This is a genomic window from Sphingopyxis alaskensis RB2256 (assembly GCF_000013985.1).
In the GTDB taxonomy this organism is placed as follows: domain Bacteria; phylum Pseudomonadota; class Alphaproteobacteria; order Sphingomonadales; family Sphingomonadaceae; genus Sphingopyxis; species Sphingopyxis alaskensis.
This window is the reverse complement of the sequence record NC_008048.1, coordinates 813,782-836,150: the sequence shown is the minus strand read 5'-3', so window position 1 is coordinate 836,150 and position 22,369 is coordinate 813,782. Positions and strand designations below refer to the sequence as shown.

Genomic DNA, 22,369 nt, shown 5'->3' with positions numbered 1-22,369 from the left:
AGTGAGTGAAAGAGGCCGCGGTGGCAACCGAAAATCCGACCAGAGTGGCAACAGCCACGCCCGAAGCGACCGGCGCCGACGTGGTGACGCGCTTCGCCCCCTCGCCCACCGGCTACCTCCACATCGGCGGCGCGCGCACCGCGCTGTTCAACTGGCTGTTCGCGCGCCATCATGGCGGCAAGTTCCTGCTGCGGATCGAGGATACCGACCGTGCGCGATCGACCGACGCGGCGATCGACGCGATCCTCGACGGGATGCGCTGGCTGGAACTCGACTGGGACGGCGAGACGGTGTTCCAGTTCGCGCGCGCGCCGCGCCATGCCGAGGTCGCGCACGACCTGCTCGCACGCGGCGGCGCCTATCGCTGTTACCTGACGCAGGACGAGCTGGCGGCGATGCGCGCCGAAGCGCAGGAAAAGCGTCAGCCTTTCCGCGTCCGCAGCCCGTGGCGCGACCGCGACGACGGCGACCCCGCGGCGCCGCACGTCCTTCGTCTCCGCGCGCCGCAGGATGGCGCCGTGACGATTGCCGACAAGGTGCAGGGCGAGGTTACGGTGCAGAATGCCGAGCTGGACGATTTCATCCTGCTGCGCAGCGACGGCACGCCGACCTATATGCTGAGCGTCGTCGTCGATGATAATGACATGGGCGTCACCCATGTCATCCGCGGCGACGATCACCTCAACAACGCCTTTCGCCAATTGGCCCTGATCCGCGCGATGGACTGGCGCGAGCCGGTCTATGCGCACGTCCCGCTGATCCACGGCGCCGACGGGACGAAGCTGTCGAAACGGCACGGCGCGCTCGGCGTCGATGCCTATCGCGACGCGATGGGATATTTGCCCGAAGCGGTGAACAATTACCTCCTCCGCCTGGGCTGGGGACATGGCGATGACGAGATCATCAGCCGCGCCCAGGCGATCGAATGGTTCGACCTCGATCATGTCGGCCGCTCGCCCTCGCGCTTCGATTTCAAGAAGCTGGAGAATCTGAACGGTCATTATCTTCGCGAAGCCGACGATGCGCGGCTCGCCGGCCTCGTCGCGCCGCGCATCGAGGCGCTCGTCGGACGCGCGCTGGACAATGCCGACCGCGACCTGCTGACGCAGGCGATGGCGGCGCTCAAGCCGCGGGCCAAGACGCTGGGCGAGATCGCCGAGGGCGCGACCTTCCTCTTCGCCCCCGATCCCATGCCAGTGGACGAAAAAGCCGCCGAGGTGCTAGCGTCCGCTCCCGAAGGCCTGCTGGCCGCGATGACGCAGCGGCTCCGCGGGCTGGACGACGACCACTGGACGAGCGAAGATCTGGAAGCCGCGGTGCGCGCCGAGGCCGAAGCCGCCGAACTGGGGCTGGGCAAGCTGGCGCAGCCGCTACGCGCGGCGCTGACCGGCCGCACGGTTTCCCCCGGCATTTTCGACGTGCTGCTGCTGCTGGGCCGCAAAGTCAGCCTGGCGCGACTTGACGCAGCGCAACATTATCCGGCAGGGGCGTAGCCGCAACATCTCCCCGCCGTCAGAACAGGGAACCTAATATGACCGACACCGCGAAAATCACGCTGGGCGACAAGACCGTCGACAGCCCTGTCCTGTCGGGCACCGTCGGCCCCGATGTGGTCGACATCCGCAAATTCTATGCCCAGACCGGCGCCTTCACCTATGACCCCGGCTTCACCTCGACCGCGAGCTGCGAATCGAAGCTGACCTATATCGACGGCGACGAAGGCGTGCTGCTGCACCGCGGTTACGCGATCGGCGACCTCGCCGAACATTCGTCGTTCATGGAGGTGTGCTACCTCCTGCTCAACGGCGAACTGCCGACCGCCGACGAGCTCAAGACGTTCGACAATACGATCACCCGCCACACGATGCTGCACGAACAGCTCGCGACCTTTTACCGCGGGTTCCGCCGCGACGCGCACCCGATGGCGATCATGTGCGGCGTCGTCGGCGCGCTCAGCGCCTTTTATCACGACTCGACCGACATTCAGGACCCGCACCAGCGGATGATCGCCAGCCACCGGCTGATCGCCAAGATGCCGACGATCGCGGCGATGGCGTATAAATATTCGGTGGGTCAGCCCTTCATCTACCCCGACAACAAGCTCAGCTACACGGGCAATTTCCTGCGCATGACCTTCGGCGTTCCGGCCGAGGAATATGAGGTGGTGCCCGCCGTCGAGCGCGCGCTCGACCGCATCTTCATCCTCCATGCCGACCATGAGCAGAATGCGTCGACCTCGACCGTCCGCCTGGCGGGTTCGTCGGGCGCCAACCCCTTTGCGTGCATCGCCGCGGGCATCGCGTGCCTGTGGGGCCCGGCGCACGGCGGCGCGAACGAGGCCGCGCTCAATATGCTGCGCGAGATCGGCCGCCCCGAACGCATCCCCGAATATATCGCGCGCGCCAAGGACAAGGACGACCCGTTCCGCCTGATGGGGTTCGGCCACCGCGTGTACAAAAATTACGACCCGCGCGCGACGGTGATGCAGAAAACGGTGCGCGAAGTGTTCGACGCGCTGAAGGTCAACGACCCGGTGTTCGAGGTCGCGCTGCAACTGGAGGAAATGGCGCTGAACGACGATTATTTCGTCGAGAAAAAGCTGTTCCCCAATGTCGATTTCTATTCGGGCGTGATCCTGTCGGCGATCGGTTTCCCGACGACGATGTTCACCGCGCTGTTCGCGCTCGCCCGCACCGTCGGCTGGGTCGCGCAGTGGAACGAGATGATTTCGGACCCCGCACAGAAAATCGGCCGCCCGCGCCAGCTTTACACCGGCCCGACGCACCGGCCCTATGTGCCGGTGAGCCAGCGCTAAAACGGCGTGCGTTTAATCTGAGTCATCGTCCCGTTCGTGTCGAGCGAAGTCGAGACACCCATCGGCGTGGCGCAAGATCGATGGGTGTCTCGACTTCGCTCGACACGAACGGGATTGAGGTGGTGCCAATTTAGCGCACGACGCGCTGAACGCTGGCGCCGCAAGGCAACGAATGCAGGAAGGGGCCGCGCTTTGCGGCCCCTTTTTCGTGGGCGAGGTGGCGGGGCGGCGCATCCCTCTTTCCCCCTGAATCGTCATCCCGTTTCCCCCTCATCTCGTCATCCCGGCGAAGGCCGGGATCTCGCCCTCTCGACCTGACGCACCGGCGAGATCGTGTTCAGAGTCACGTGCCTCTGAACACCCTTCGCCGGGATGACGGGATAAGGAGGCTGTGCCCGACCCGATCACGCGCTTAACTTGTCAAACTTGTCACCTTAATGCCGGTAAAAACAAGGGTTTGCGGAGCGCGCACAGGCGGTGGCGGACGCCGGCGAAGCGCGCGGGCAGCGTCCAAAGGTCAGTAAAGGTCAGCCTTGCGCGCTATCCTGTCGCGCGATCCCGCGGCGCGGGAAAGGCAGCGAGGATGGGCCGCGCCCGGCGCGGGGCGACGGGGGTTTGTTCATGATGCGAAAGAGCCGAATCAAAGGCTGGCACAGCGGCCCCATGTAGGACAGCGATTTTTTCCTTTTCCCTCCTCCCGCTTGCGGGAGGGGAGATTTACCCCATCGGCGTCGCCGTCATGTCTTCCGCCGCATAAATGCGGATCACCGGCGGTTCGGGCGACAGCGCGCGCATCTCCGCGACGAAGGCGCGCGACGCGGGCAGCGCAAAATGCGCGCGCACGGCCTCGACGCTCTCCCAGTCTTCGACAAAGACGAGCCGCAGGTCACTCTCGACATCGATATGACAATGATGCCCCAGACACCCCGCCTCGCCGCGCGAACGCGCGCTATGCTCGGCCCCGAGCGCGATCATGCGCTCGCGATGTTCGGGGGTGTGGATGACGTGGCTGGTGATGAGGATCATTTTTATCGCTGTTCCTATGAAGTTTTCTGAGGCCATCTATTCAAAATGGGCGGGATTTTTTGACACTTACGATAATTCGTGCCTAATTATTCTCCTGAATATCGGGGGTTTTCATGGACATCGTAATTCCACATTCGGTAACGTACGATTTTGATGGCCGAGCGAGCGTTTCCGAAGTCGCAAAGAGTTTGGTTGCCCAAGATAAATTAGTTCGTGAAGCGCTTTCCGTCTTGGAAGAACTGTTCCCGAACCTTACCTTGGAAAAGCCCGTTGTATCGGTACGCGCGGTATCGCAAGACAGCCCACTCAGGACGAACCTAGAGGCCCTAGTTGTGGCAGCATATGCCACGGAGCTTGGACAAGACGTGCCAGACATTCTGAACACCCTTTTTGGCGTAAATGTACCAGATACTTACGATTCCGTAGTGTCGGTCCTCGTCCTGCTTATCGCCATATGGGGTATCGATTGGGTTCGAACCAAAATTTTCCCTGGAAAAAAAGAAAAAGCCTTGGATCAAGAGCGGGAACGGCTTTTAAAGGAAGCGGCAGACCGAGCATCTGTCACAGAAGAGCACCTTGAAGAGGCCATCGAGCGGACGCTAAGAAAGCACAAGCGCTCCGTAATGAAAGCATCGGCGGACTTCTTAGAACCGGCAAAGCGCCACAAGGCGACTGCGGTGAAAGTCGCCGGTACCGAAATTTCGCAGGAGGCGATCGAGGCGATGCCGTCGGAGGTCGATCTCGCTCAGTACGAACCGCCGACCGAGACGGAAGAACTGGAGCGCGTGACTGTTCATTTCCGGGCTCACGATTTGGACAAGAACAAGGCTTGGGCCGCAACCATCGAAGAGGTATTTCCGCACCGTCGGCCTTTGCATCTAGCGCCCCATATCAATGGCGAGGATCTCTTTGAAAAGTCAGAAGTGATTGCGGATGTTATTGTCACTTCCGAGTTGGACAGCAGCGGGGAGTACGTCCCTCGCTTCTACTACCTTCAAAAAGTGTATGAAACAGACGAAAGCCCCGGAGATTGAGTGTAAGCGAACAGGCGTTCCATGACACTTCCATGACACTCCCTGTCACAAACACGTCACACAAAACCCCCATTGGGCGCTCAGCGAGTCGCCGCGGGGGTGGCGGCTTGGTTCGGTAACGACCCCCGACAGGACTTTTTCATGTTCAAGACATTCGCTCCCAAGATGCTTGGCGTCGCTGGCGCCGCGACGTGCGCGCTGGCGCTTTCCGCGTGCCAGGATCAGGCGTCTTCGGGTGGCGGCGCGCGCGATTATATCAGCGCGGTCGGCTCCTCCACCGTCTATCCCTTTGCCACCGCGGTCGGCGAGAAGTTCGCCGAAGCGACGGGCAACAAGACGCCGAAGATCGATTCGACCGGCACCGGCGGCGGGTTCGAGCGGTTCTGCGCCGGCGTCGGCGGCGACACGCCCGACATCGCGAACGCATCGCGCCGCATCAAGAAAAAGGAGTTCGACACCTGCGTCGCCAATGGCGTGAAGGACATCGTCGAAATCCAGATCGGCATCGACGGCATCGCGCTGGGCGAAGCGACACGCGGCCCCGGTTTCAAGCTGACCGAAGAAGATGTCTATAAGGCGCTCGCCGCCAACCCCTATGGCAAGCCGAACACCGCGAAGACGTGGAAAGACGTCAACCCCGCGCTGCCCGCGGTCGCGATCTCGGTCTTTGGTCCGCCGTCGACCAGCGGCACCTATGATGCGTTCAAGGAGCTGATCCTGGGCCGCGGATGCGACGCGAACCCCGAAATGAAGGCGCTGAAGGCCAGCAACGCCGACGAACATGAAGCGACCTGCACCACGCTGCGCGGTTCGCCCTATTATGTCGAGCAGGGCGAGAATGATAACCTCATCATCTCGAAGCTCGACAAGAACCCGACCAGCCTTGGCATCTTCGGCTTTTCCTATCTCGATGCGAACAAGGACAAGATCAAGGCGGTGCCGATCCAGGGCGTCGCGCCCACTTACGCGGCGATCGCCGATGGCAGCTACCCCGGTTCGCGCCCGCTGTTCATCTATGTGAAGAAGGCGCATGTCGGCGTTGTCCCCGGCCTCGCCGAATATGTCGCCGAGTTCCTGAAGGGCGCGGCCGACGGCGGGTATCTGAACGCCAAGGGGCTGATCGTGTCGCCCAAGGCCATCGCCGACAAGGCGCGCGCCGCGGGCACCGCGATGACCCCGCTGGATGGCAGCGAGCTGAAATAAGGTTGCTCATGCAGGCGGCCGGGGCGGGTCTGTCCGGTCCGGCCGCCGGTTTTACTCTTTCCCTCCCTTCTCCCGTTCGGGACCATTCAATCCCGCTCGCATCGAGCGAAGTCGAGATGCCCATCGGGGCAGCGCAAGGTCGAGGGGCATCTCGACTTCGCTCGATGCGAACGGAAAGTGGGCGCTCGATGCGAACGGGAAACGGGGTTCGATTTGGGCGACGACAAAGATTATGACGCAGAGTCATCAAATTGCCACGCCGCCCCGCTTTGGGATGGCGACGACGAGCCTAGACGCGATACGGGGACATAAGTGACCTTCAACGCCGCCGCCCTCTTGCTGTTGATTGCGGGCCTTGCGCTGATCGGCTGGCTGGCCGGGCGCGCGCGGTCGAACCTGCTCGCGGGGCGCGCGGGGACGAAGCTGCATTCGCGGCCGCAATATCATGGCTGGTATGTCGCGCTGTGGCTGTTTGCGCCCGCGGCGATTTTCCTCGCCGTCTGGTCGTCGGTGTCGCCCGCGCTGATCACCAATCAGGTGCTGGCGAGCGAAGCGGCGCAGGGCCTGCCAAGTTTCGGGTTCGAGCGCGGGGCGATCCTGTCCGACGCGCGCGACGTGGCGCAGGGGCGCGCCGCCGACGTGCGCCTGCCCGCCGCCGAACCGCTGGTCAAACCCTATGCCGACGCGAGCCGCAAATATGCGTGGATCGGCATCGCGGCGATGCTGGCGCTGGCGCTGGCGGGCGGGCTCTATGCCTTCACGCGCATCAAGCCCGATTTCCGGGCGCGAACGCGGGTCGAGCGGATCGTCATGCTGGTGCTGCTGCTCGCGTCGCTCGTCGCGATCCTGACGACCTTTGGCATCGTGCTGTCGCTGCTCTTCGAATCGATCCGCTTCTTCCGCCTCGTCTCGCCCGCCGAGCTGCTGTTCGGCACGACCTGGGCCCCGCAGAGCGGCGCACCGCAGCCCGATACCTTCGGCGGCATTCCCTTGTTCTGGGGCACGGTGCTGATCGGCGCGATCATCGCGATGATCGTCGCGATCCCGATCGGGATGATGACCGCCGTGTATCTGACCCAATATGCCGCTCCCGCGGTGCGCCGCTGGGTCAAGCCGATCCTCGAGATCCTCGCGGGCGTGCCGACGGTCGTCTACGGCTATTTCGCCGCGCTGACGGTGGCGCCCGCCTTGCGCAACTTCGCAGTGATGCTGGGCATCCCCAACGCCTCGACCGAAAGCGCGCTGGCGGCGGGCATCGTGATGGGCGTGATGATCATCCCCTTCGTCTCGTCGATGGCCGACGACAGCATCAACGCGGTGCCGCAGGCGATGCGCGACGGATCGCTGGCGCTGGGCGCCACGCCGAACGAGACGATCCGCCAGGTGCTGATCCCCGCCGCGCTGCCCGGCGTGATGGGCGGCATTTTGCTCGCGGTCAGCCGCGCGATCGGCGAGACGATGATCGTCGTGATGGCCGCGGGCCTGTCGGCGAACCTGACCGCCAACCCCTTTGCCAGCGTCACCACGGTGACCGCGCAGATCGTCAAGCTGCTGACCGGCGATCAGGAGTTCGACAGCGCCAAGACGCTCGCCGCCTTTGCGCTTGGCCTTGTGCTGTTCATCGTCACCCTGCTGCTCAACATCGCCGCGCTGCGGATCGTGAAAAAGTATCGCGAAGCTTATGAATAGAGACACCGCCCCGACCGACTGGAAAGCCGCGGCGATGCAGAAACGCATCGCGGGCCGCTATGCCGCCGAACGCCGGTTCAAGGCGATCGGGCTGGCGGCGGTGCTGCTGTCGGGCGCGTTCCTGGCGTTTCTGCTGTTCGTGATGGTCGGCAACGGCGCGCGCGGCTTTACCTATACGCATGTTTCGGTGCCGATCGACTTCAAGGCGACGCCGCTCACAATCGACGCATCGCGGCTGGACGATCCCGACGCCGACCAGCTGATCGCAGGCGCGGGGCTGGCCGATATCGTCGCCTTTGCCGCCGACGAGGCGCTGGGCGAGGACGGGTCGAAGCTGATCTCCGAAAACGCCTGGAAAGAGGTGCGCAGCGCGATCAAGGCCGACCCCGAGCTGCTGAACGGCAAAAGCGTGTTCGAACTGCCCGCGGCGTCCGAAGTCGACATCATGGCGAAGGAAGGCGCGCGCGGCGAACTGGGCGCGCGGGTCGACGCGCTGGAAAGGGACGGCAGGCTGTCGACCGGCATCCACTGGCCCTTCTTCAGGAACGCCGATGCGACCGACCCCGCGGTCGCGGGCATCTGGGGCGCGCTCAAGGGATCGGTGCTGACGATCTTCATCGCCTTCCTGATTGCTTTCCCGACCGGGGTGCTCGCGGCGCTCTATCTGGAAGAATATGCACCCAAGAACCGGTGGACCGACCTCATCGAAGTGTCGATCAACAATCTGGCCGCGGTGCCCTCGATCATCTTTGGCCTGCTCGCGCTCGCGGTGTTCATCAACTGGTTCGGCATCTGTCAGGCGAGCCCGCTCGTCGGCGGGCTGACGCTCGCGCTGATGACGATGCCGGTGATCGTGATCGCCAGCCGCAACGCGATCAAATCGGTGCCGCCGTCGATCCGCGATGCCGCGCTGGGCGTCGGCGCCAGTCCGGTGCAGGTCGTGTTCCACCACGTCCTGCCGCTTGCCCTCCCCGGCATCCTCACCGGCACGATCATCGGCATGGCGCGCGCGCTGGGCGAGACGGCGCCGCTGCTGCTCATCGGGATGCGCGCCTTTATCGGCGACGTGCCGGGCGGCATCTGTTCGCCCTCGACCGTGCTGCCGATGCAGATATTCCTCTGGTCGGACGAAGTCGATCGCGGCTTTGTCGAGAAAACCTCCGCCGCGATCATCGTGCTGCTGATTGTCCTGCTGTCGATGAACGCCTTTGCGATCTATCTTCGCAACAAGTTCGAAAAACGCTGGTGAAAATGACCCCCCAACCATGACAAACGACGATCTTACCATCACCGATCCCAAGATGCGGGCGCAGGGCGTCAACGTCTTTTATGGCGACAAACAGGCGATCAACAATGTGTCGATCGACGTCGGCACCGATCTGGTCACCGCCTTCATCGGCCCGTCGGGATGCGGCAAATCGACCTTCCTGCGGTCCTTGAACCGCATGAACGATACGGTCGCCAGCGCGAAGGTGACGGGCAAGATCGAACTCGACGGCGAGGATATTTATGCGCCGTCGATGGACGTGGTGCAGTTGCGCGCGCGCGTCGGCATGGTGTTCCAGAAACCGAACCCCTTTCCCAAGTCGATCTATGACAATGTCGGCTATGGCCCGCGCATCCACGGGCTGGCGCCGTCGAAGGCCGACCTCGACGTCGTCGTCGAGCGCGCGCTGGTGCGCGCCGGGCTGTGGGACGAGGTCAAGGACCGCCTCAATGAAAGCGGCACCGCCTTGTCGGGGGGCCAGCAGCAGCGCCTGTGCATCGCGCGCGCGATCGCGGTCGATCCCGAAGTCATTTTGATGGACGAACCCTGCTCGGCGCTCGACCCGATCGCAACCGCAAAGATCGAGGAGCTGATCCACGAACTGCGCGGCAAATATGCTATCGTGATCGTCACGCATAACATGCAGCAGGCGGCGCGCGTGTCGCAGCGCACCGCCTTTTTCCACCTCGGGACGTTGGTCGAATATGGCAAGACCACCGACATATTCACCAACCCGAAGCAGGAACGCACCAAGGATTATATCACGGGTCGCTATGGTTGACGCGAGCCTCCCCTTCCCCGTTCGCGTCGAGCGTAGTCGAGACGCGGTGCAGGACCGAGGGGCGTCTCGACTTCGCTCGACGCGAACGGGATAGAAATTGACCCCAAAGGAACGAACGATGGCATTAACGAACGATCATACGGTCAAAGCCTTCGACGAAGACCTCAACCGCCTGCGCGGGCTGATCAGCGAGATGGGCGGTCGCGCCGAACAGGCGCTGCTCCAGGCGATGACGGCGCTGGGCAAGGGCGACCTCGACCTCGCGGCGCAGGTCGTGCGCGACGACAGGAAGATCGACGCGCTCGAGGCCGAGGTCGAACAGCTGACGGTGCAGACGATCGCGCTGCGCGCGCCGATGGCCGACGATCTGCGCGAAATGATCGCGGCGCTGAAAATCGTCTCGGTCGTCGAACGCATCGGCGATTATGCCAAGAATATCGCCAAGCGAGTCGCGCTGATGGACCAGACGCGCTCGATCGAGGCGATCCCGGTGCTGATGTCGATGTCGAACATCGTCGCCGAACTGGTCCACGACGCGCTCGACAGCTTTGCGGCGCGCGACGCCGAACTGGCGGTGCGGGTGACCGCGCGCGACAAGAATGTCGACGATTTCTACAACAGCATCTTCCGCACGCTCGTCACCTTCATGATGGAAAATCCGAAATATATTTCGGAAAGCGCGCATTTGCTGTTCGTCGCCAAGAACCTCGAACGGATGGGCGACCATGCGACCAACATCGCCGAGATGGTCTATTATGTCGTGACCGGCGAACATATGGAGGAGCGCGAGCGCGGGGAAACCCCCGAGGAAAGCGCCGCGGCGGAGAAGGAGCAAGGCTGATGCCCCAGCCCGATCTGCTGCTGATCGAGGATGACGAGGCGATCGCCGAACTCATCGTCTGGCATTTCGCGCGCGAGGGCTTTTCGGTCCGTCAGACCCCCGATGGCGAGCAGGCGCTGGTGCTGGTCGAGGAGCGCGTTCCCGACATCGTCCTGCTCGACTGGATGATCGAGAGCCTGCCGGGCATCGAGGTCTGCCGCCGCCTGCGCCGCAATCCCAAATCGGCGAACGTGCCGATCATCATGCTCACCGCGCGCGGCGAGGAAGAGGACCGCATCCGCGGGCTCGAAACCGGCGCCGATGATTATGTGACCAAGCCGTTCAGCCCGCGCGAACTGGTCGCGCGCGTGTCGGCGGTGCTTCGCCGCCTGCGCCCGGCGCTCGCTGGCGAAATGCTGAGCTATGCCGACATCGAGCTCGATTCGGTCGCGCACAAGGTCGTCCGCGGCGGTCAGGTCGTCACGATGGGGCCGACCGAGTTCCGCCTGCTCAGGCATTTCATGGAACATCCGGGCCGCGTCTTTTCGCGCGGGCAATTGCTCGACAGCGTGTGGGGCCAGGACAGCGACATCGAACTGCGCACGGTCGACGTCCATATCCGGCGGCTGCGCAAGGCGATCAACCTGCCGGGAACGAGCGACATCATCCGCACCGTGCGCTCGGCGGGCTATGCGCTGGACGCGGGCAAGAGCGTTTGATGGGGCGGCCGCGGACCGGCCGGAGGCAGGCCATCATCATGCCGGACCTGGCGAAAGTTGGCGTATGTCGGGTAAACGACCTATTCTGTTGAAGAAGTCGGCCTCTGCGACGACGGAGCGGCGGGTCGGATTGGGGGCGAGCGGGACCCCGCTCCCGATCAGGCGAGGGCGAGCCTCCGCATCGGGGTCATCTTCGCCATCTTCCGGAGGTTTTGGGCTGCGGCGGCGAGGTGGAACTCGTCTCTCGCTCCGTTGGGACCCCGCAGGCGCAAGCGATCCATCTTCAGGATGCGCTTTAGGTGGGCAAACAGCATCTCGACCTTCTTCCGCTGCCGGCGTGAGACGAGACAGGCGTCGGTCGTGGCGATGTTACGAGCCAGATCGCGAGCGCCTTCGTGGATCGAGCGGGTCACCTTGCGAGCGGGCATGTTGGGCGTACATCGCTGCCGGAAGGTGCAGTCCTGGCAGTCCTGCTGACGGGCACGGTAGCGGATCGAGCCGTCCTTATCGACGCCGGAGCGCGGCGAACTGAAGTGGGGTTGGAGCGACGCAGGCGATTACCTCCGGGGCAGATGTAGCTGTCGTTGTTATGGTCATAGACGAAGTCGGCGCGCTCGAAGCTGCCATCGTTGCGGGCAGACTTGTCGAACACCGGGATATGCGGCTCGATGCTCTTGTCCTCGACCAGCCAGGCCAGGTTGGCCGCAGAGCCATAGGCCGCGTCGGCCACTAGAGCGCGATGACATGATATTGACCCACCGTGATTGCCCCCTGAAGTTCGTCGGCAAGAAGCGTCTCGCAGGACGGGCTGGTTGCCCGGTCCAGAGACGCGCCGCTGTCCGGCGGGCTTCAGGGGGCAACCCCTCCGGGGCGGGTCGATTTTTGCCGATTGCCACGTTGCTCGTCGGGCGCGATGTCCCGCATCGCGCCGCTCCTCGCGCCTCGCACTCGGCCAAAATCGCCTCCGTCACGGTGGATCAATATCATGTCATCGCGCTCTAGCCGCTCGGGCCAGATGCCGAAGCGCTCCTGCGTTCGCTCGATCATCCTGCGTTGGGCGGTCATCTCGGCCTGGCGGACCGAGGTCGTCGCTTCGACATCGACGATCACAGCGTGGTCGAGGTCGATCAGCTAGTTGGTGCTGTAGGAGTAGAACGCCGCCTCGCGCGTGGCCGCGGTCCAGCGCGACGCAGGGTCGGTAAGGTTGATCCGCTTGGGTGTCTCACCGGCGTCGCGCCGCCGAAGGCAGCATCGTCGAGCACTTCCAGATACTCGCGCACGGCGCGTCCCGCCGCTTCGGTCGGCAGGCCTTCCTCGCCTGTTACTGAACGCTGCCGGTGAACATCGGCGCGGATGAGGCTCGCATCGACTGCAAAGCCCTCTCCGCCGACCAGCCCCTCGGCCATGCAGCGCTCGACAGCCATCTCGAACAGTCGGCGCAGTAGGTCGCTATCGCGGAACCGGCCGTGGCGGTTCTTTGAGAAGGTCGAGTGATCGGGCACCGCACCTTCGAGACCTAAACGGCAGAACCAGCGGTAGGCGAGGTTGAGATGCACCGCCTCGCACAGTCGTCGCTCGGAACGGATGCCCATGCAGTAGCCGATGATCAGCATCCGGTTCATCAGCTCGGGATCGATCGAGGGGCGCCCCATCTCGCTGTAATAGGGCCGCAGATGCTCGCGGAGGCCGCCCAGATCGACGAACCGGTCGATCGACCGGAGCAGGTGATCTGCAGGCACGTGGTTCTCGATGCTGAAGCTGTAGAACAGCGCTTCCTGCATCACCGTTCGCTCGCCCATCATCAGCTGATCCTCCCGATAACCCTCAGGTTGAATCAGGACTTCAGCCCCTCCGCAAGGGCGAGTTTTTCAACAGAATATACCCCAACGCGGACACCACAAAAAAACGCTGTCCTACATGCTCCGCCTGTGCGAACCTCTACACCGGTTCTTTCAATCGGCGCACAAGATTGCGGCGGCTGCCCGGCTTTGGGATGCGAGCAGGAGCCGGGTCGAACTGTCGGCCGAGCGCTGCCAACCGGGGGCTGCACAGGGCTGACTTTCCCTGACCTTTGGACCGATCGGGAGTCCTCCGGCGCCGACCGGATCGCGGCCGCACCGTGCTCCAGGAGAAGGACCCATTAATTACCCCTTCGAGGAGTCGAAATGGCTTCAATCTCCGATGCTACCCGCCGCACCCGCCAAGGTCCGATATCTTCGCCATTTCGACGCCTCGAAGGGGTAATTAATGGGTCCTGACCCTATGCCCTTGGAACCTGCTCCAAAAAGCGGCATCGTGCCTGGGGATCGAAACGCGCCGCTACGGCGTTCTGATCAGGACGGGATAGCAGGGAGCAGCCACATGACGATCGGTTCGCAGCACAAACAGTTTCTCGCCTACGGTGGCGCCCTCGCGTGGGCGCTGCTCCTCGCGGGCTGCGCGGGGATGGGCGGCAAGGCGCCGACGACGACGCTGCCGCCGCCCGACGCCCACGCGCAGCTTTACGATGCCAGCGGCGCCGACCGCGGTCGCGCCGACATTTATCGCGACGCGAGCGGGCTGCGCATCGAGCTGGTCGCGCGCGGTTTCGGTCCCGGCACCTATGGCATGCACGTGCATACGGTTGGGCAATGCACACCGCCCGACTTCGCCAGCGCAGGCGGACACTGGAACCCGACCGGGGTTCAGCACGGCCGTGACAATCCGATGGGTGCGCATCATGGCGACCTGCCCAATCTGGTCGTCGAGCCCGGCCAGATCGGTCGCGCGACGCTGCGGATGGTCGGTTCGCGCTTCGACGGCGAGAGCGGGCTGCTCGACGCCGACGGCGCGGCCTTTGTCATTCACGCCGGTCCCGACGATATGAAGACCGATCCCAGCGGCAACAGCGGTGGGCGTGTTGCGTGCGGCGTGATCGTCGCGGGCGGTCCCGTCGGCGGCTGACCGGTCAGGCGCCGCCGCGCGCCGCGGCCGCACGCTGCACGAGCGTCGCCTCGGCCTCCGGCAGCGCGCGATAGGCATAGAACAGCAGCGCGACCGCGACCGGCGCGACGCCGATCAGCGACAGGATGCCGGTGCGCAGATTGCCAACGGGCTGGCCGTTCACCACCGTGCCCGTCAGATCCGAAATCTGTCCGACCATATAGGGGCCGAAGGACAGGCCGATCAGCGTCGTGCCGAGGAAAAAGGCGGCGGTCGCGGTGCCGCGCATCTGCGGCAGCACCAGATCCTGCGTGGTCGCGGCGGCCGCGCCGAGCGCCGCGGCGCCGAACAGCCCGGCGAGGAAGTTCATCGTATAGAAAAGCGCGGCAATTTCAGTTGTGTAGCCGATCCAGATGGGGATGACCGGCGCGACGACGCCGAACAGGATCATCCAGATCCGTCCCGCGGGGTGGCGCGCGCGCAGCGCGTCGGCGACGCGCCCGCCGATGATGACGCCGATGAAGCCGCTGAGCGCGCCATTGGCGCCGAGAATCGAGGCAAGCTGCTGCTTGGGCAGGCCCAGCACGACTTCGGCATAGGGCGCCGACCAGAAGGCAAGCGCATAGGCGGCGAGCGCGACGAGCCCATAGCCGAGCGTCGTGCAGATGAAGGCGGGCGTGCCCCAGATCAGGCGGAAGGTCGCGGGATCATTGGCGCGCAGCGTGCTCGCCCACGAAAAGACGGCATAATAGCCGAGCGCGACCGCCGACCATTGCGGCAGATTTCCGGTGAGTTCGATCATCCACCAGGCAAAGGCGGCGAGCGCGGCGGCGACGCCGATGTTGATCGCGAGCGCCGCGGGCCCGCGCTGCCACGCGCCATAGAGGGTGAGCGGCGGCACGATCATCGACAAATCCCTTCCGAACGCGCGGAAGGGCGTGGGCGAGCTTTGCGTCGGTACCCCGTCCATCGCGCCGCGCACCGGTTCGCGCAGGCTGGCGACCCACAGCGCGAGCAGCAGGCCGGGGATGCCGACCGCGAGGAACGCCGCCTGCCAGCCGACGAGTCCCAGCGGTCCGCCCGCCGGAAAGGCGCGGTTCCAGCTTTCGACGATCACCGCGCCGATGAACAGCGACACGCCGCCGCCGAGATAGAGCCCCGACGAATAGATGGCGAGTGCGGTCGCCTTTTGTCGTTTCGGGAAATAGTCGGAGATCAGCGAATAGGCGGTGGGGCTCGCGGTCGCTTCGCCGACGCCGACCCCCATGCGCGCCAGCGTCAGCGTCAGCCGGTCATGGGCGAAGCCCGAAAAAGCGGTCATCGCCGACCACAGGGTCAGGCCGATCGACAGCAGCTTCACGCGGCTCCAATTGTCGGCGAGACGGCCGAGCGGGATGCCGAACAGCGCGTAGAAGACCGCAAAGGCGGCGCCGCCGAGAAAACCCATGTCCGAATCGCTGAGCTGAAGGTCGGCCTTGATGTCCACCGCCAGGATGCTGATGATCTGCCGGTCGATGAAGTTCAGGATATAGACGACAACGAGCACCGACAGCACATACCAGCTATATCCGCTGGCCTTGAGTTCGGCGGGCGCCGATGCACCGGACATGCTGTTCTCGCTCGCGACATCGGCCATATGGCAACCCTCTCCCGGACCCTCTATCTGTTGCGCACCATGGCTAGCAGAGCCGCACGGCGGCGCAAGTTGAAAGTCGGTTCAACTTTGGCGGAGCAGGAGCGATATGGGCAAGGACGGTAAGGTGCGGCCAGCAATTTTGTTCCTGTGTCTCGGCAACATCTGCCGCTCGCCGCTCGGCGAGGGCGCGGCGCGTGCGGCCTTCGCCGCTGCGGGGATCGACGCGCATATCGATTCGGCGGGGACGGGCAACTGGCATGTCGGCCATCCGCCCGATCGCCGGGCACAGGCCGAGGCGCAGCGCCGCGGCATCGACATTTCGGGCCTGCGCGCGCGCCAGCTCGTCCGTGACGATTTTTACCGCTTCGACCTGATCCTTGCCGCCGATGAAAGCAATCTGCGCGACGCGCTGGCAATCCGCCCCGACGACGCGACCGCCGAGCTATGCCTGATGCTCGACCTCGTTGCCGGACGCGCGGGGCAGGGGGTGACCGATCCCTATTATGGCTCGGACGAGGGCTTTGCCGCGACGTGGGAGGATGTGGCGGCGGTCGCTTCGGCGCTCGCCGCGCGCTGGTCGACGAGCGGATAGCGCGCGACGGGGTGATAGCGTGAGCCGCCGTGCCCCATTTCGCTCTCGTAAAGCGTGACATGGTCGAACAGAAAGGGGTCGCTCGCAAGATCTCCGTTCAGCGCGAGAAAGGGCGCGACCGGCCCCGATGACCGGTTGAGCCGCGCCAGCGTGACATGCGGCACGAAGGCGCGGGTTTCGGCCGCGATGCCGACGCGCGCCAGACATTGTTCGACCTTGCGGTGCAGCGCGGCGAGCGGCTCTTCGGGGGCGATGCGCGCCCAGACCATGTGCGGTCGCCCCTGCCGCTCGAACAGGTCGACGCCGGCGATACGCACCCTCGCCGCCGGTGCGTGGAGCGCGCCCAGCACCGCCGCAATGTCTTCGGCCAGATGGTGGTCGACCTCGCCGATGAAGCGCAGCGTCAGGTGAAGCTGCTCGTCGCTTTGCCAGCGCGCGCCCGAAATGCCGTGCATCGCGCGCAGCAAAAGTGCGCGAACGGGCGGCGGCGGTCGCAGCGCGACGAACAGGCGGTGCGTCGACATGATCACAGCATAGGGCGTCTCGCCGCGCGGCGCGACTCCCCGGCCGATTTGCCGCATCGTTAAGGCCGTCCGGTCGCGCCTGTCCGGTTTCGCTTGAATCGGAGGGGGAAAGTCCCGATATTATGCGCACGGCCGGTATGGGCTGGCCGGTTATGGAGATGAGAAATGGCGAATTGGAACGACCCCAATATGGCGGCTTCCGGTTTTGGCGCCGGCGCGAACGCAATGGACCAGGCCGTCGATGCCGGTCTGCGGTCGTACATGCTGTCGGTATATAATTATATGGCCTCGGGCGTGCTGCTGACGGGTATCGTCGCGCTGCTGGCCTTTCAGTCGGGCTTTACCGCGTCGCTGATCGGCAGTCCGCTGATGTGGGTGGTGATGCTGGCGCCGCTGGCCTTTGTGCTGGTGCTGAGCTTTGGCATCAACAAGCTGTCGACCCCGGCCGCGCAGGCGATCTTCTGGGTCTATGCCGCGGTGATGGGCCTGTCGATGTCGACGATCTTCCTGGCCTTCACCGCCACGTCGATCGCGACGACCTTCTTTGCGACCGCGGCGGCCTTTCTGGGGCTCAGCCTCTATGGCTATACGACCAAGAAGGATCTGTCGGGTTTCGGCACCTTCCTGATCATGGGCGTCGTCGGCATTCTTGTCGCGATGCTGATCAACTTTTTCGTGCAGTCGAGCGCGCTCGCGACGGCGATCAGTGTCATTGGCGTGCTGATCTTCGCGGGGCTGACGGCGTATGACACGCAGAAGATCAAGAGCATGTATTTCTATGTCCGCGGGACCGACTTTGTCGGCAAGTCGGTGGTGATGGGCGCGCTGTCGCTCTATCTCGACTTCGTCAACATGTTCACCTTCCTGCTCAACCTTCTGGGCAGCCGCGAATAAGCGGACGGACGGAAAAGACGCGAACGAGCCCGGCGGAGCGATTCGCCGGGCTTTTTTTTGGGCGACAAATGTGGATTGCGCTTTTGGCCATCGCGGCGCGTGCGGTGGCGCTGGTCGCCGCGAACGATGCTGTGGAAGCGCACTGCGCCGTTGGTCGCCCCGCGCCGAGGCCGATACGATGCACTCGCCGTCCGCCCTGGCCACCCCGATCATCGTCGACGTTCACCAGTTGCCGCCGGACCGCGATTTCTGAAATGCTATGACGCAGCCCTCTAGGCGCTGTCTGCATTCAGGGGAGTCTTTTTCTGAGGGGTTGTGATTCAAGGTTTCCGAAGGAGACGAGCCTTGAGCAGACGAGTACTGACAGACGAACAATGGGGGCGGATTGAGGGGTATCTTCCGGGCCGTGTTGGAATGCCGGGCCGGAGCGGGGTTGATAACCGCCTGTTTGTCGACGCGATCCTGTGGATGGCGGGCAATGCGGCGCATTGGCGTGACCTGCCGGAGGTGTTCGGCAAATGGACCGCTGTCCATGCGCGCTTTCGCCGCTGGTCTCGCAATGGTGTCTGGGAGAAACTTTTTCATGCGCTGGCCGACACGCCGGACTTTGAATATGTTCTGATCGACAGCACGATCTCAAAGGTCCACGCCGATGCGACGGGCGCAAAAGGGGGGCTGAAGCGGCCGCAATCGGCCGTTCGCGCGGTGGGCTGACGACCAGGCTGCACGCGGTTGTCGATGCGATCGGCCTGCCGCTGCGGATCCATTCAACCCCGGGACAATATGGCGATTGCCCGCAAGCCGAGGCGCTTCTGTCCGGCTTGCACGGCGTCGGCCACGTTATCGCCGATGCCGCCTATGACGCCGATCCGTTACGTGCCTTCATTGCCGATGGCCTTGGCGCAACCGCGCAGATCAAGGCTAACCCCAGCCGCGCCACAATCCCGCCTATCGACTGGAGACTCTACAAGGAGCGCCATCAGGTCGAATGCTTCTTCAACAAACTCAAACGCTTCCGAAGGATAGCCTTGCGCTGCGAAAAGTCTCTCTCCGCCTTCATCGGCTTCGTCCATCTCGCTTGCGCCATGATCTGGTTACGATGAATGCAGACAGCGCCTAAACGGGAAGAGTTTTTCCGCAGCCTGTTAGAGCGCCAGGATCGGCATCAGCATCGGCGCGCCGACGACATGGTCCGACCCCGCCAGAATCGCGAGCGCCGCATGGATCGCGCTTGCCGGGCCTTCATGGGTGACGAGCACGATGACGACGCCGTCGTCACCGTCTTCGCTGCCGCGCTGGATCAGGCTTTCGATCGACACGCCGGCGTCGCGCATCGCCGCCGCGATCTCGGCGAGCACGCCGATCCGGTCCTCGACGATCAGGCGGACATAATGTTTGCCGACGCGCGCGCCGGCATCGGCGGCGGGCGCCGCGTCGAGTGCATCGACCGGCATCGCGAAGGCCGGGCCATATTCGTCGCGCGCGATGTCGATGATGTCGGCCACGATCGCCGAAGCGGTCGGTCCTGCCCCGGCGCCGGCGCCCTCGAAGAACAGGCGGCCGACAAAATTGCCCTCGGCGACCACGGCGTTCAGCGCGCCGGGCACATAGGCGAGCGGATGGTCGGCGGGCACCAGGCACGGCTGGACATGCTGATAGAGGGCGCCGCCGTTCCCGGCGCTGTCGCGCTCGGCCATGCCGATCAGGCGGACGCGGTGCCCCAGCGCCTCGGCCTCGCGGATGTCGGCCGCGATCAGGCCCCGGATGCCGTCGGCAGTCACCGCGCCGATGTCGAGCCGCGTCCCGAAACAGAGCGCGGCGAGAATCGACAGCTTGTGCGCGGCGTCGATGCCATCGACATCGAAGCTCGGGTCGGCCTCGGCATAGCCCTCGGCCTGCGCGGCGGCCAGCGCATCGGCGAAGCTCGCGCCATTCCGTTCCATTTGCGTCAGGATATAATTGCAGGTGCCGTTGAGGATGCCATAGACGCGCGCGATCTCGTTCGCCGACGCGCCTTCGCGGATCGCCTTGATGACAGGGATGCCGCCCGCGACAGCGGCTTCGTATTTCAGCGGCGTGTCCTTTTCTTCGGCGATCCGGGCGAGATCGATCCCGTGATGCGCGATCATCGCCTTGTTCGCTGTGACCAGCGCCTTGCCCGCGCCCAGCGCGCGGCGCGCCAGCGTCAGCGCCGATCCGTCGGCGCCGCCGATCATCTCGACGACGACATCGACATCGCCCGCCGCGACGAGCGCGTCCATATCGTCTTCCCAGCGATAGCGCGACAGGTCGACGCCGCGATCCTTGTGCCGGTCGCGCGCAGACACCGCGACAATCTCGATCGGCCGACCCGCGCGCCGCGCGATCAGGGCGCGGTTCGCCTCGAGCAGCCTTACCACCCCGCCGCCGACGACGCCGATCCCGGCAAGCGCGACGCGGAGCGGCGGGCGGGGAGCGGTCGGGGTGGCATAGGGCGACATGATCGGGTCTCCACACAAAGGCGCGCGGGGTCGGCCCCCGCTGGTCGCCGCCGCCCTATCGGCTTTTGCGCCCGAGGCAAGCCCGCTGCGCCTTTTGCGCGCCGAAGCCGACCTTTATCCCTCGGGCGGCTTGCGCGTTCGCGCGCATTCGCCGAGCGCGCCGAGGACGACGGCATAATCCGCCGCCGCCTTGCGCCGGTCCGCGGGCGCGGTTCCCGCCAGCCGGTCCAGCGGCAACTGACGCGGCAGGCCGCAGGCCAGGCGATACCAGGCGAGCGTTTCGCGCGCCGGCACCGCCGCCGACCCATCGACGATTTCGCCGAACGCCGCCGCCCAGCGCCGCGAACCGTCGGCGGAGGTGAGGATGGTCAGCGATACGGGTTCTCCCGTGGCGGTGTTCAGGAATAGCTGCGTCTCGCCCTCGCCCGGCAGCGTGCCGGGGACGTGGAAGCCGTTGGCGATACCGGTGATCGCGGGCGGCGCGCCGGGTTTGACGAGTTCGGTCAGGATCGCGCGCAGCCGCGCCTCGGTCGCCGCGTCCCACGGCAGCTGCGCATCGGGCGCGATCAGCTGGATGCTGCCCGTGTCGCTCGTTCCGGCGGCGGTGCCGGCGACGGGGCGGGCAAAGAGCAGGACCGGCTGCTTCCGCTTGAGCTTCGCGGGTTTGCCGCGCGCGTCGTTCGGCAGATCGACGAGATAGGAGATTCGCGCCGCGAGCGGACCGCTCCCGCGAATCAGGCTCACGACATCGGCCTCGATATAGAATCGCGTGTGCGCGGGCGCGACGCCGGGCGCACGATCGGGCTTGAGCGCTGCGGCGCGGTGGATGCGCGCATGCAGCACGATCGGCGCCGCGGTGGCCAGGTCGGCGATGTCGGCATAGCTGTAGGGGCTGGCGCTGCTCGCCGGTTCGTTCGTCTGCATCGCCGAAACACCGGGGATTCCAAGAGCTAGCATCAGGACGCCGGCGATGGTGGCCGCGTGGGGGAGGCGCATGGTCGATCCTCTTTCCATCATGTTTCATCATCGGTGACACCGGTATCGGTGCCCGAAACCCCATCATGGGACGGGGCACATTAACCGCTGATAAAGGGTTTGCGAATGTGCCGCCACCGCGATAGGACGGGCGCGAAGTGTCCGGCCAGAACATAAGATGCCGGATGCAGTGCCGTCGGGTCTGTGAAAGCGCATCGGAAATCATCCGGGCATTTGGCAACCGTCCCGAGGGTTGGGAATTGGTGTCAGGATGATCTAGCAAGGAGCGTCGTCCCTGAATGGCTTATGGTGATAGTGTCGACCCTAAAAACAGGGTAGTGGCGATTGTCTTGGTTGGTCTGTTTACGGCAGTTCTGGGTTACGGCCTGGTCAACGGCCTGAACATCAGCATCGTCAAGAAAATCGCTGAAAAGCTGGACGTGGTGGACGTCGAAGAGCCGCCGCCGCCGGAGGAGCCGCCGCCGCCGCCGCCGCCGGACAATGTGCTGCCGCCGCCGCCGCCGGTCGTGACGCCGCCGTCGCCGATTCCGCCGCCGGTGACGACGAACACGATTCAGTCGGTTCCGAAGGCGCCGCCGACCCCGCCGCCGCCCGTCTTCACGCCGCCCGCGCCACCCGCGCCGCCGCCGCCCGACCTCAGCCAGGCCGGTTCGCCGCGTGGCAACCCGGCGCGCTGGGCGACGAACGACGATTATCCGGCGCGCGCCATGCGTGAGGAACGCGAGGGCACGACCGGGTTCCGCGTCACCTATGGGACGGACGGCCGCGTCACCTCTTGCGACATCACGTCGTCGAGCGGGCACGCCGACCTCGATGCCGAAACCTGCAAGCTGATCACGCGCCGCGCCCGGTTCAACCCGGGCAAGGACCGCGCGGGCAACCCGACAGGCGGCACGTACAGCAACCGTATCCGTTGGCAGATCCCCCGCTGATCTGACGCGATCCCATCTGTTTTCGATTTGAACAAATTC

At 64.8% G+C, this 22,369-nt stretch carries 20 protein-coding genes and 2 pseudogenes; 15 read left to right on the top strand and 7 right to left on the bottom strand.

What is annotated here, in order from left to right; translation table 11 throughout:
- The first annotated feature begins 20 nt into the window (after positions 1-20).
- Entirely contained in the window at positions 21-1,493 is a 1,473-nt protein-coding gene (gene gltX / locus SALA_RS04175) for a glutamate--tRNA ligase (RefSeq protein ID WP_011541138.1), read from the top strand.
- A 38-nt stretch (positions 1,494-1,531) separates the two neighbouring features.
- Positions 1,532-2,815, top strand: a complete 1,284-nt coding sequence (locus SALA_RS04170; protein WP_011541137.1) for a citrate synthase — start codon at positions 1,532-1,534, stop codon at positions 2,813-2,815.
- Positions 2,816-3,532: 717 nt separating this feature from the next.
- Here the strand turns inward: SALA_RS04170 and SALA_RS04165 are convergent.
- The gene (locus tag SALA_RS04165) at positions 3,533-3,841 is read right to left on the bottom strand and encodes a putative quinol monooxygenase (protein WP_011541136.1); all 309 of its coding nucleotides are present in this window, start codon (positions 3,839-3,841) and stop codon (positions 3,533-3,535) included.
- A gap of 113 nt (positions 3,842-3,954) precedes the next feature.
- On the opposite strand from SALA_RS04165, the gene SALA_RS04160 reads away from it, so the two are divergent.
- From SALA_RS04160 to phoB, 7 genes are all read left to right on the top strand, one after another.
- The gene (locus tag SALA_RS04160; protein ID WP_041383080.1) at positions 3,955-4,875 is read left to right on the top strand and encodes a hypothetical protein; all 921 of its coding nucleotides are present in this window, start codon (positions 3,955-3,957) and stop codon (positions 4,873-4,875) included.
- Positions 4,876-5,016: 141 nt separating this feature from the next.
- Positions 5,017-6,078, top strand: coding sequence for a substrate-binding domain-containing protein (locus SALA_RS04155; RefSeq protein WP_011541134.1), 1,062 nt, complete (start codon positions 5,017-5,019; stop codon positions 6,076-6,078).
- Positions 6,079-6,390: 312 nt separating this feature from the next.
- Positions 6,391-7,767 (top strand): phosphate ABC transporter permease subunit PstC, encoded by a 1,377-nt coding sequence (gene pstC, locus SALA_RS04150; protein ID WP_011541133.1) that lies wholly within the window; start codon positions 6,391-6,393, stop codon positions 7,765-7,767.
- Complete coding sequence (gene pstA, locus SALA_RS04145) at positions 7,760-9,016, top strand: phosphate ABC transporter permease PstA (RefSeq protein ID WP_011541132.1); 1,257 nt, start codon at positions 7,760-7,762, stop codon at positions 9,014-9,016. The genes pstC and pstA overlap by 8 nt, the downstream gene beginning before the upstream one ends.
- Positions 9,017-9,032: 16 nt before the next feature.
- Positions 9,033-9,815 carry a phosphate ABC transporter ATP-binding protein PstB gene (pstB, locus tag SALA_RS04140; RefSeq protein WP_011541131.1) on the top strand — a complete coding sequence of 261 codons (783 nt, stop codon included), beginning with the start codon at positions 9,033-9,035 and terminating at the stop codon, positions 9,813-9,815.
- Between the two features lie 118 nt (positions 9,816-9,933).
- Complete coding sequence (gene phoU, locus SALA_RS04135; protein ID WP_011541130.1) at positions 9,934-10,656, top strand: phosphate signaling complex protein PhoU; 723 nt, start codon at positions 9,934-9,936, stop codon at positions 10,654-10,656.
- Positions 10,656-11,354 carry a phosphate regulon transcriptional regulator PhoB gene (gene phoB / locus SALA_RS04130; RefSeq protein WP_011541129.1) on the top strand — a complete coding sequence of 233 codons (699 nt, stop codon included), beginning with the start codon at positions 10,656-10,658 and terminating at the stop codon, positions 11,352-11,354. Before phoU ends, phoB begins: the two co-directional genes overlap by 1 nt.
- A 158-nt stretch (positions 11,355-11,512) precedes the next feature.
- On the opposite strand, the pseudogene SALA_RS04125 reads toward phoB, so the two are convergent.
- A pseudogene (locus tag SALA_RS04125) lies at positions 11,513-12,087 on the bottom strand (transposase); the annotation flags it as partial.
- Between the two features lie 11 nt (positions 12,088-12,098).
- Between SALA_RS04125 and SALA_RS17610 the strand changes: the two are divergent.
- A complete protein-coding gene (locus tag SALA_RS17610; RefSeq protein ID WP_084764668.1) occupies positions 12,099-12,356 on the top strand; it encodes a hypothetical protein in 258 nt (85 codons plus the stop codon).
- Here the strand turns inward: SALA_RS17610 and SALA_RS04120 are convergent.
- Positions 12,345-13,156 (bottom strand): annotated as a pseudogene (locus SALA_RS04120) (transposase); the annotation flags it as partial. The gene SALA_RS17610 and the pseudogene SALA_RS04120 sit on opposite strands and share 12 nt — an antisense overlap.
- Before the next feature lie 559 nt (positions 13,157-13,715).
- On the opposite strand from SALA_RS04120, the gene SALA_RS04115 reads away from it, so the two are divergent.
- Positions 13,716-14,297: a superoxide dismutase family protein gene (locus tag SALA_RS04115; RefSeq protein ID WP_153802630.1), complete on the top strand. Its 582-nt coding sequence runs from the start codon at positions 13,716-13,718 to the stop codon at positions 14,295-14,297.
- A gap of 4 nt (positions 14,298-14,301) precedes the next feature.
- Here SALA_RS04115 and SALA_RS04110 read toward each other — a convergent pair whose 3' ends face one another.
- A complete protein-coding gene (locus SALA_RS04110) occupies positions 14,302-15,912 on the bottom strand; it encodes an MFS transporter (RefSeq protein ID WP_011541125.1) in 1,611 nt (536 codons plus the stop codon).
- A 106-nt stretch (positions 15,913-16,018) separates the two neighbouring features.
- On the opposite strand from SALA_RS04110, the gene SALA_RS04105 reads away from it, so the two are divergent.
- Positions 16,019-16,504, top strand: a complete 486-nt coding sequence (locus SALA_RS04105) for a low molecular weight protein-tyrosine-phosphatase (protein WP_011541124.1) — start codon at positions 16,019-16,021, stop codon at positions 16,502-16,504.
- Here the strand turns inward: SALA_RS04105 and thpR are convergent.
- Positions 16,414-17,028 (bottom strand): RNA 2',3'-cyclic phosphodiesterase, encoded by a 615-nt coding sequence (gene thpR, locus SALA_RS04100; protein ID WP_011541123.1) that lies wholly within the window; start codon positions 17,026-17,028, stop codon positions 16,414-16,416. The two genes, SALA_RS04105 and thpR, sit on opposite strands and share 91 nt — an antisense overlap.
- Positions 17,029-17,193: 165 nt before the next feature.
- On the opposite strand from thpR, the gene SALA_RS04095 reads away from it, so the two are divergent.
- Together SALA_RS04095 and SALA_RS17065 are read left to right on the top strand one after the other, a co-directional pair.
- Positions 17,194-17,922: a Bax inhibitor-1/YccA family protein gene (locus SALA_RS04095; protein WP_011541122.1), complete on the top strand. Its 729-nt coding sequence runs from the start codon at positions 17,194-17,196 to the stop codon at positions 17,920-17,922.
- 345 nt (positions 17,923-18,267) lie between these two features.
- A protein-coding gene (locus tag SALA_RS17065) for an IS5 family transposase (protein ID WP_153802629.1) occupies positions 18,268-19,025 on the top strand; the annotation gives its coding sequence in 2 pieces (ribosomal slippage) (positions 18,268-18,586 and positions 18,586-19,025; 759 coding nt in all).
- Between the two features lie 42 nt (positions 19,026-19,067).
- On the opposite strand, the gene SALA_RS04080 is transcribed toward SALA_RS17065, so the two are convergent.
- Together SALA_RS04080 and SALA_RS04075 are read right to left on the bottom strand one after the other, a co-directional pair.
- Positions 19,068-20,402: a homoserine dehydrogenase gene (locus SALA_RS04080; RefSeq protein WP_011541120.1), complete on the bottom strand. Its 1,335-nt coding sequence runs from the start codon at positions 20,400-20,402 to the stop codon at positions 19,068-19,070.
- 114 nt (positions 20,403-20,516) lie between these two features.
- A complete protein-coding gene (locus tag SALA_RS04075) occupies positions 20,517-21,398 on the bottom strand; it encodes a hypothetical protein (RefSeq protein WP_011541119.1) in 882 nt (293 codons plus the stop codon).
- Positions 21,399-21,676: 278 nt separating this feature from the next.
- Between SALA_RS04075 and SALA_RS04070 the strand changes: the two genes are divergently transcribed.
- Positions 21,677-22,330, top strand: a complete 654-nt coding sequence (locus tag SALA_RS04070) for an energy transducer TonB (RefSeq protein WP_011541118.1) — start codon at positions 21,677-21,679, stop codon at positions 22,328-22,330.
- Positions 22,331-22,369: the final 39 nt, after the last annotated feature.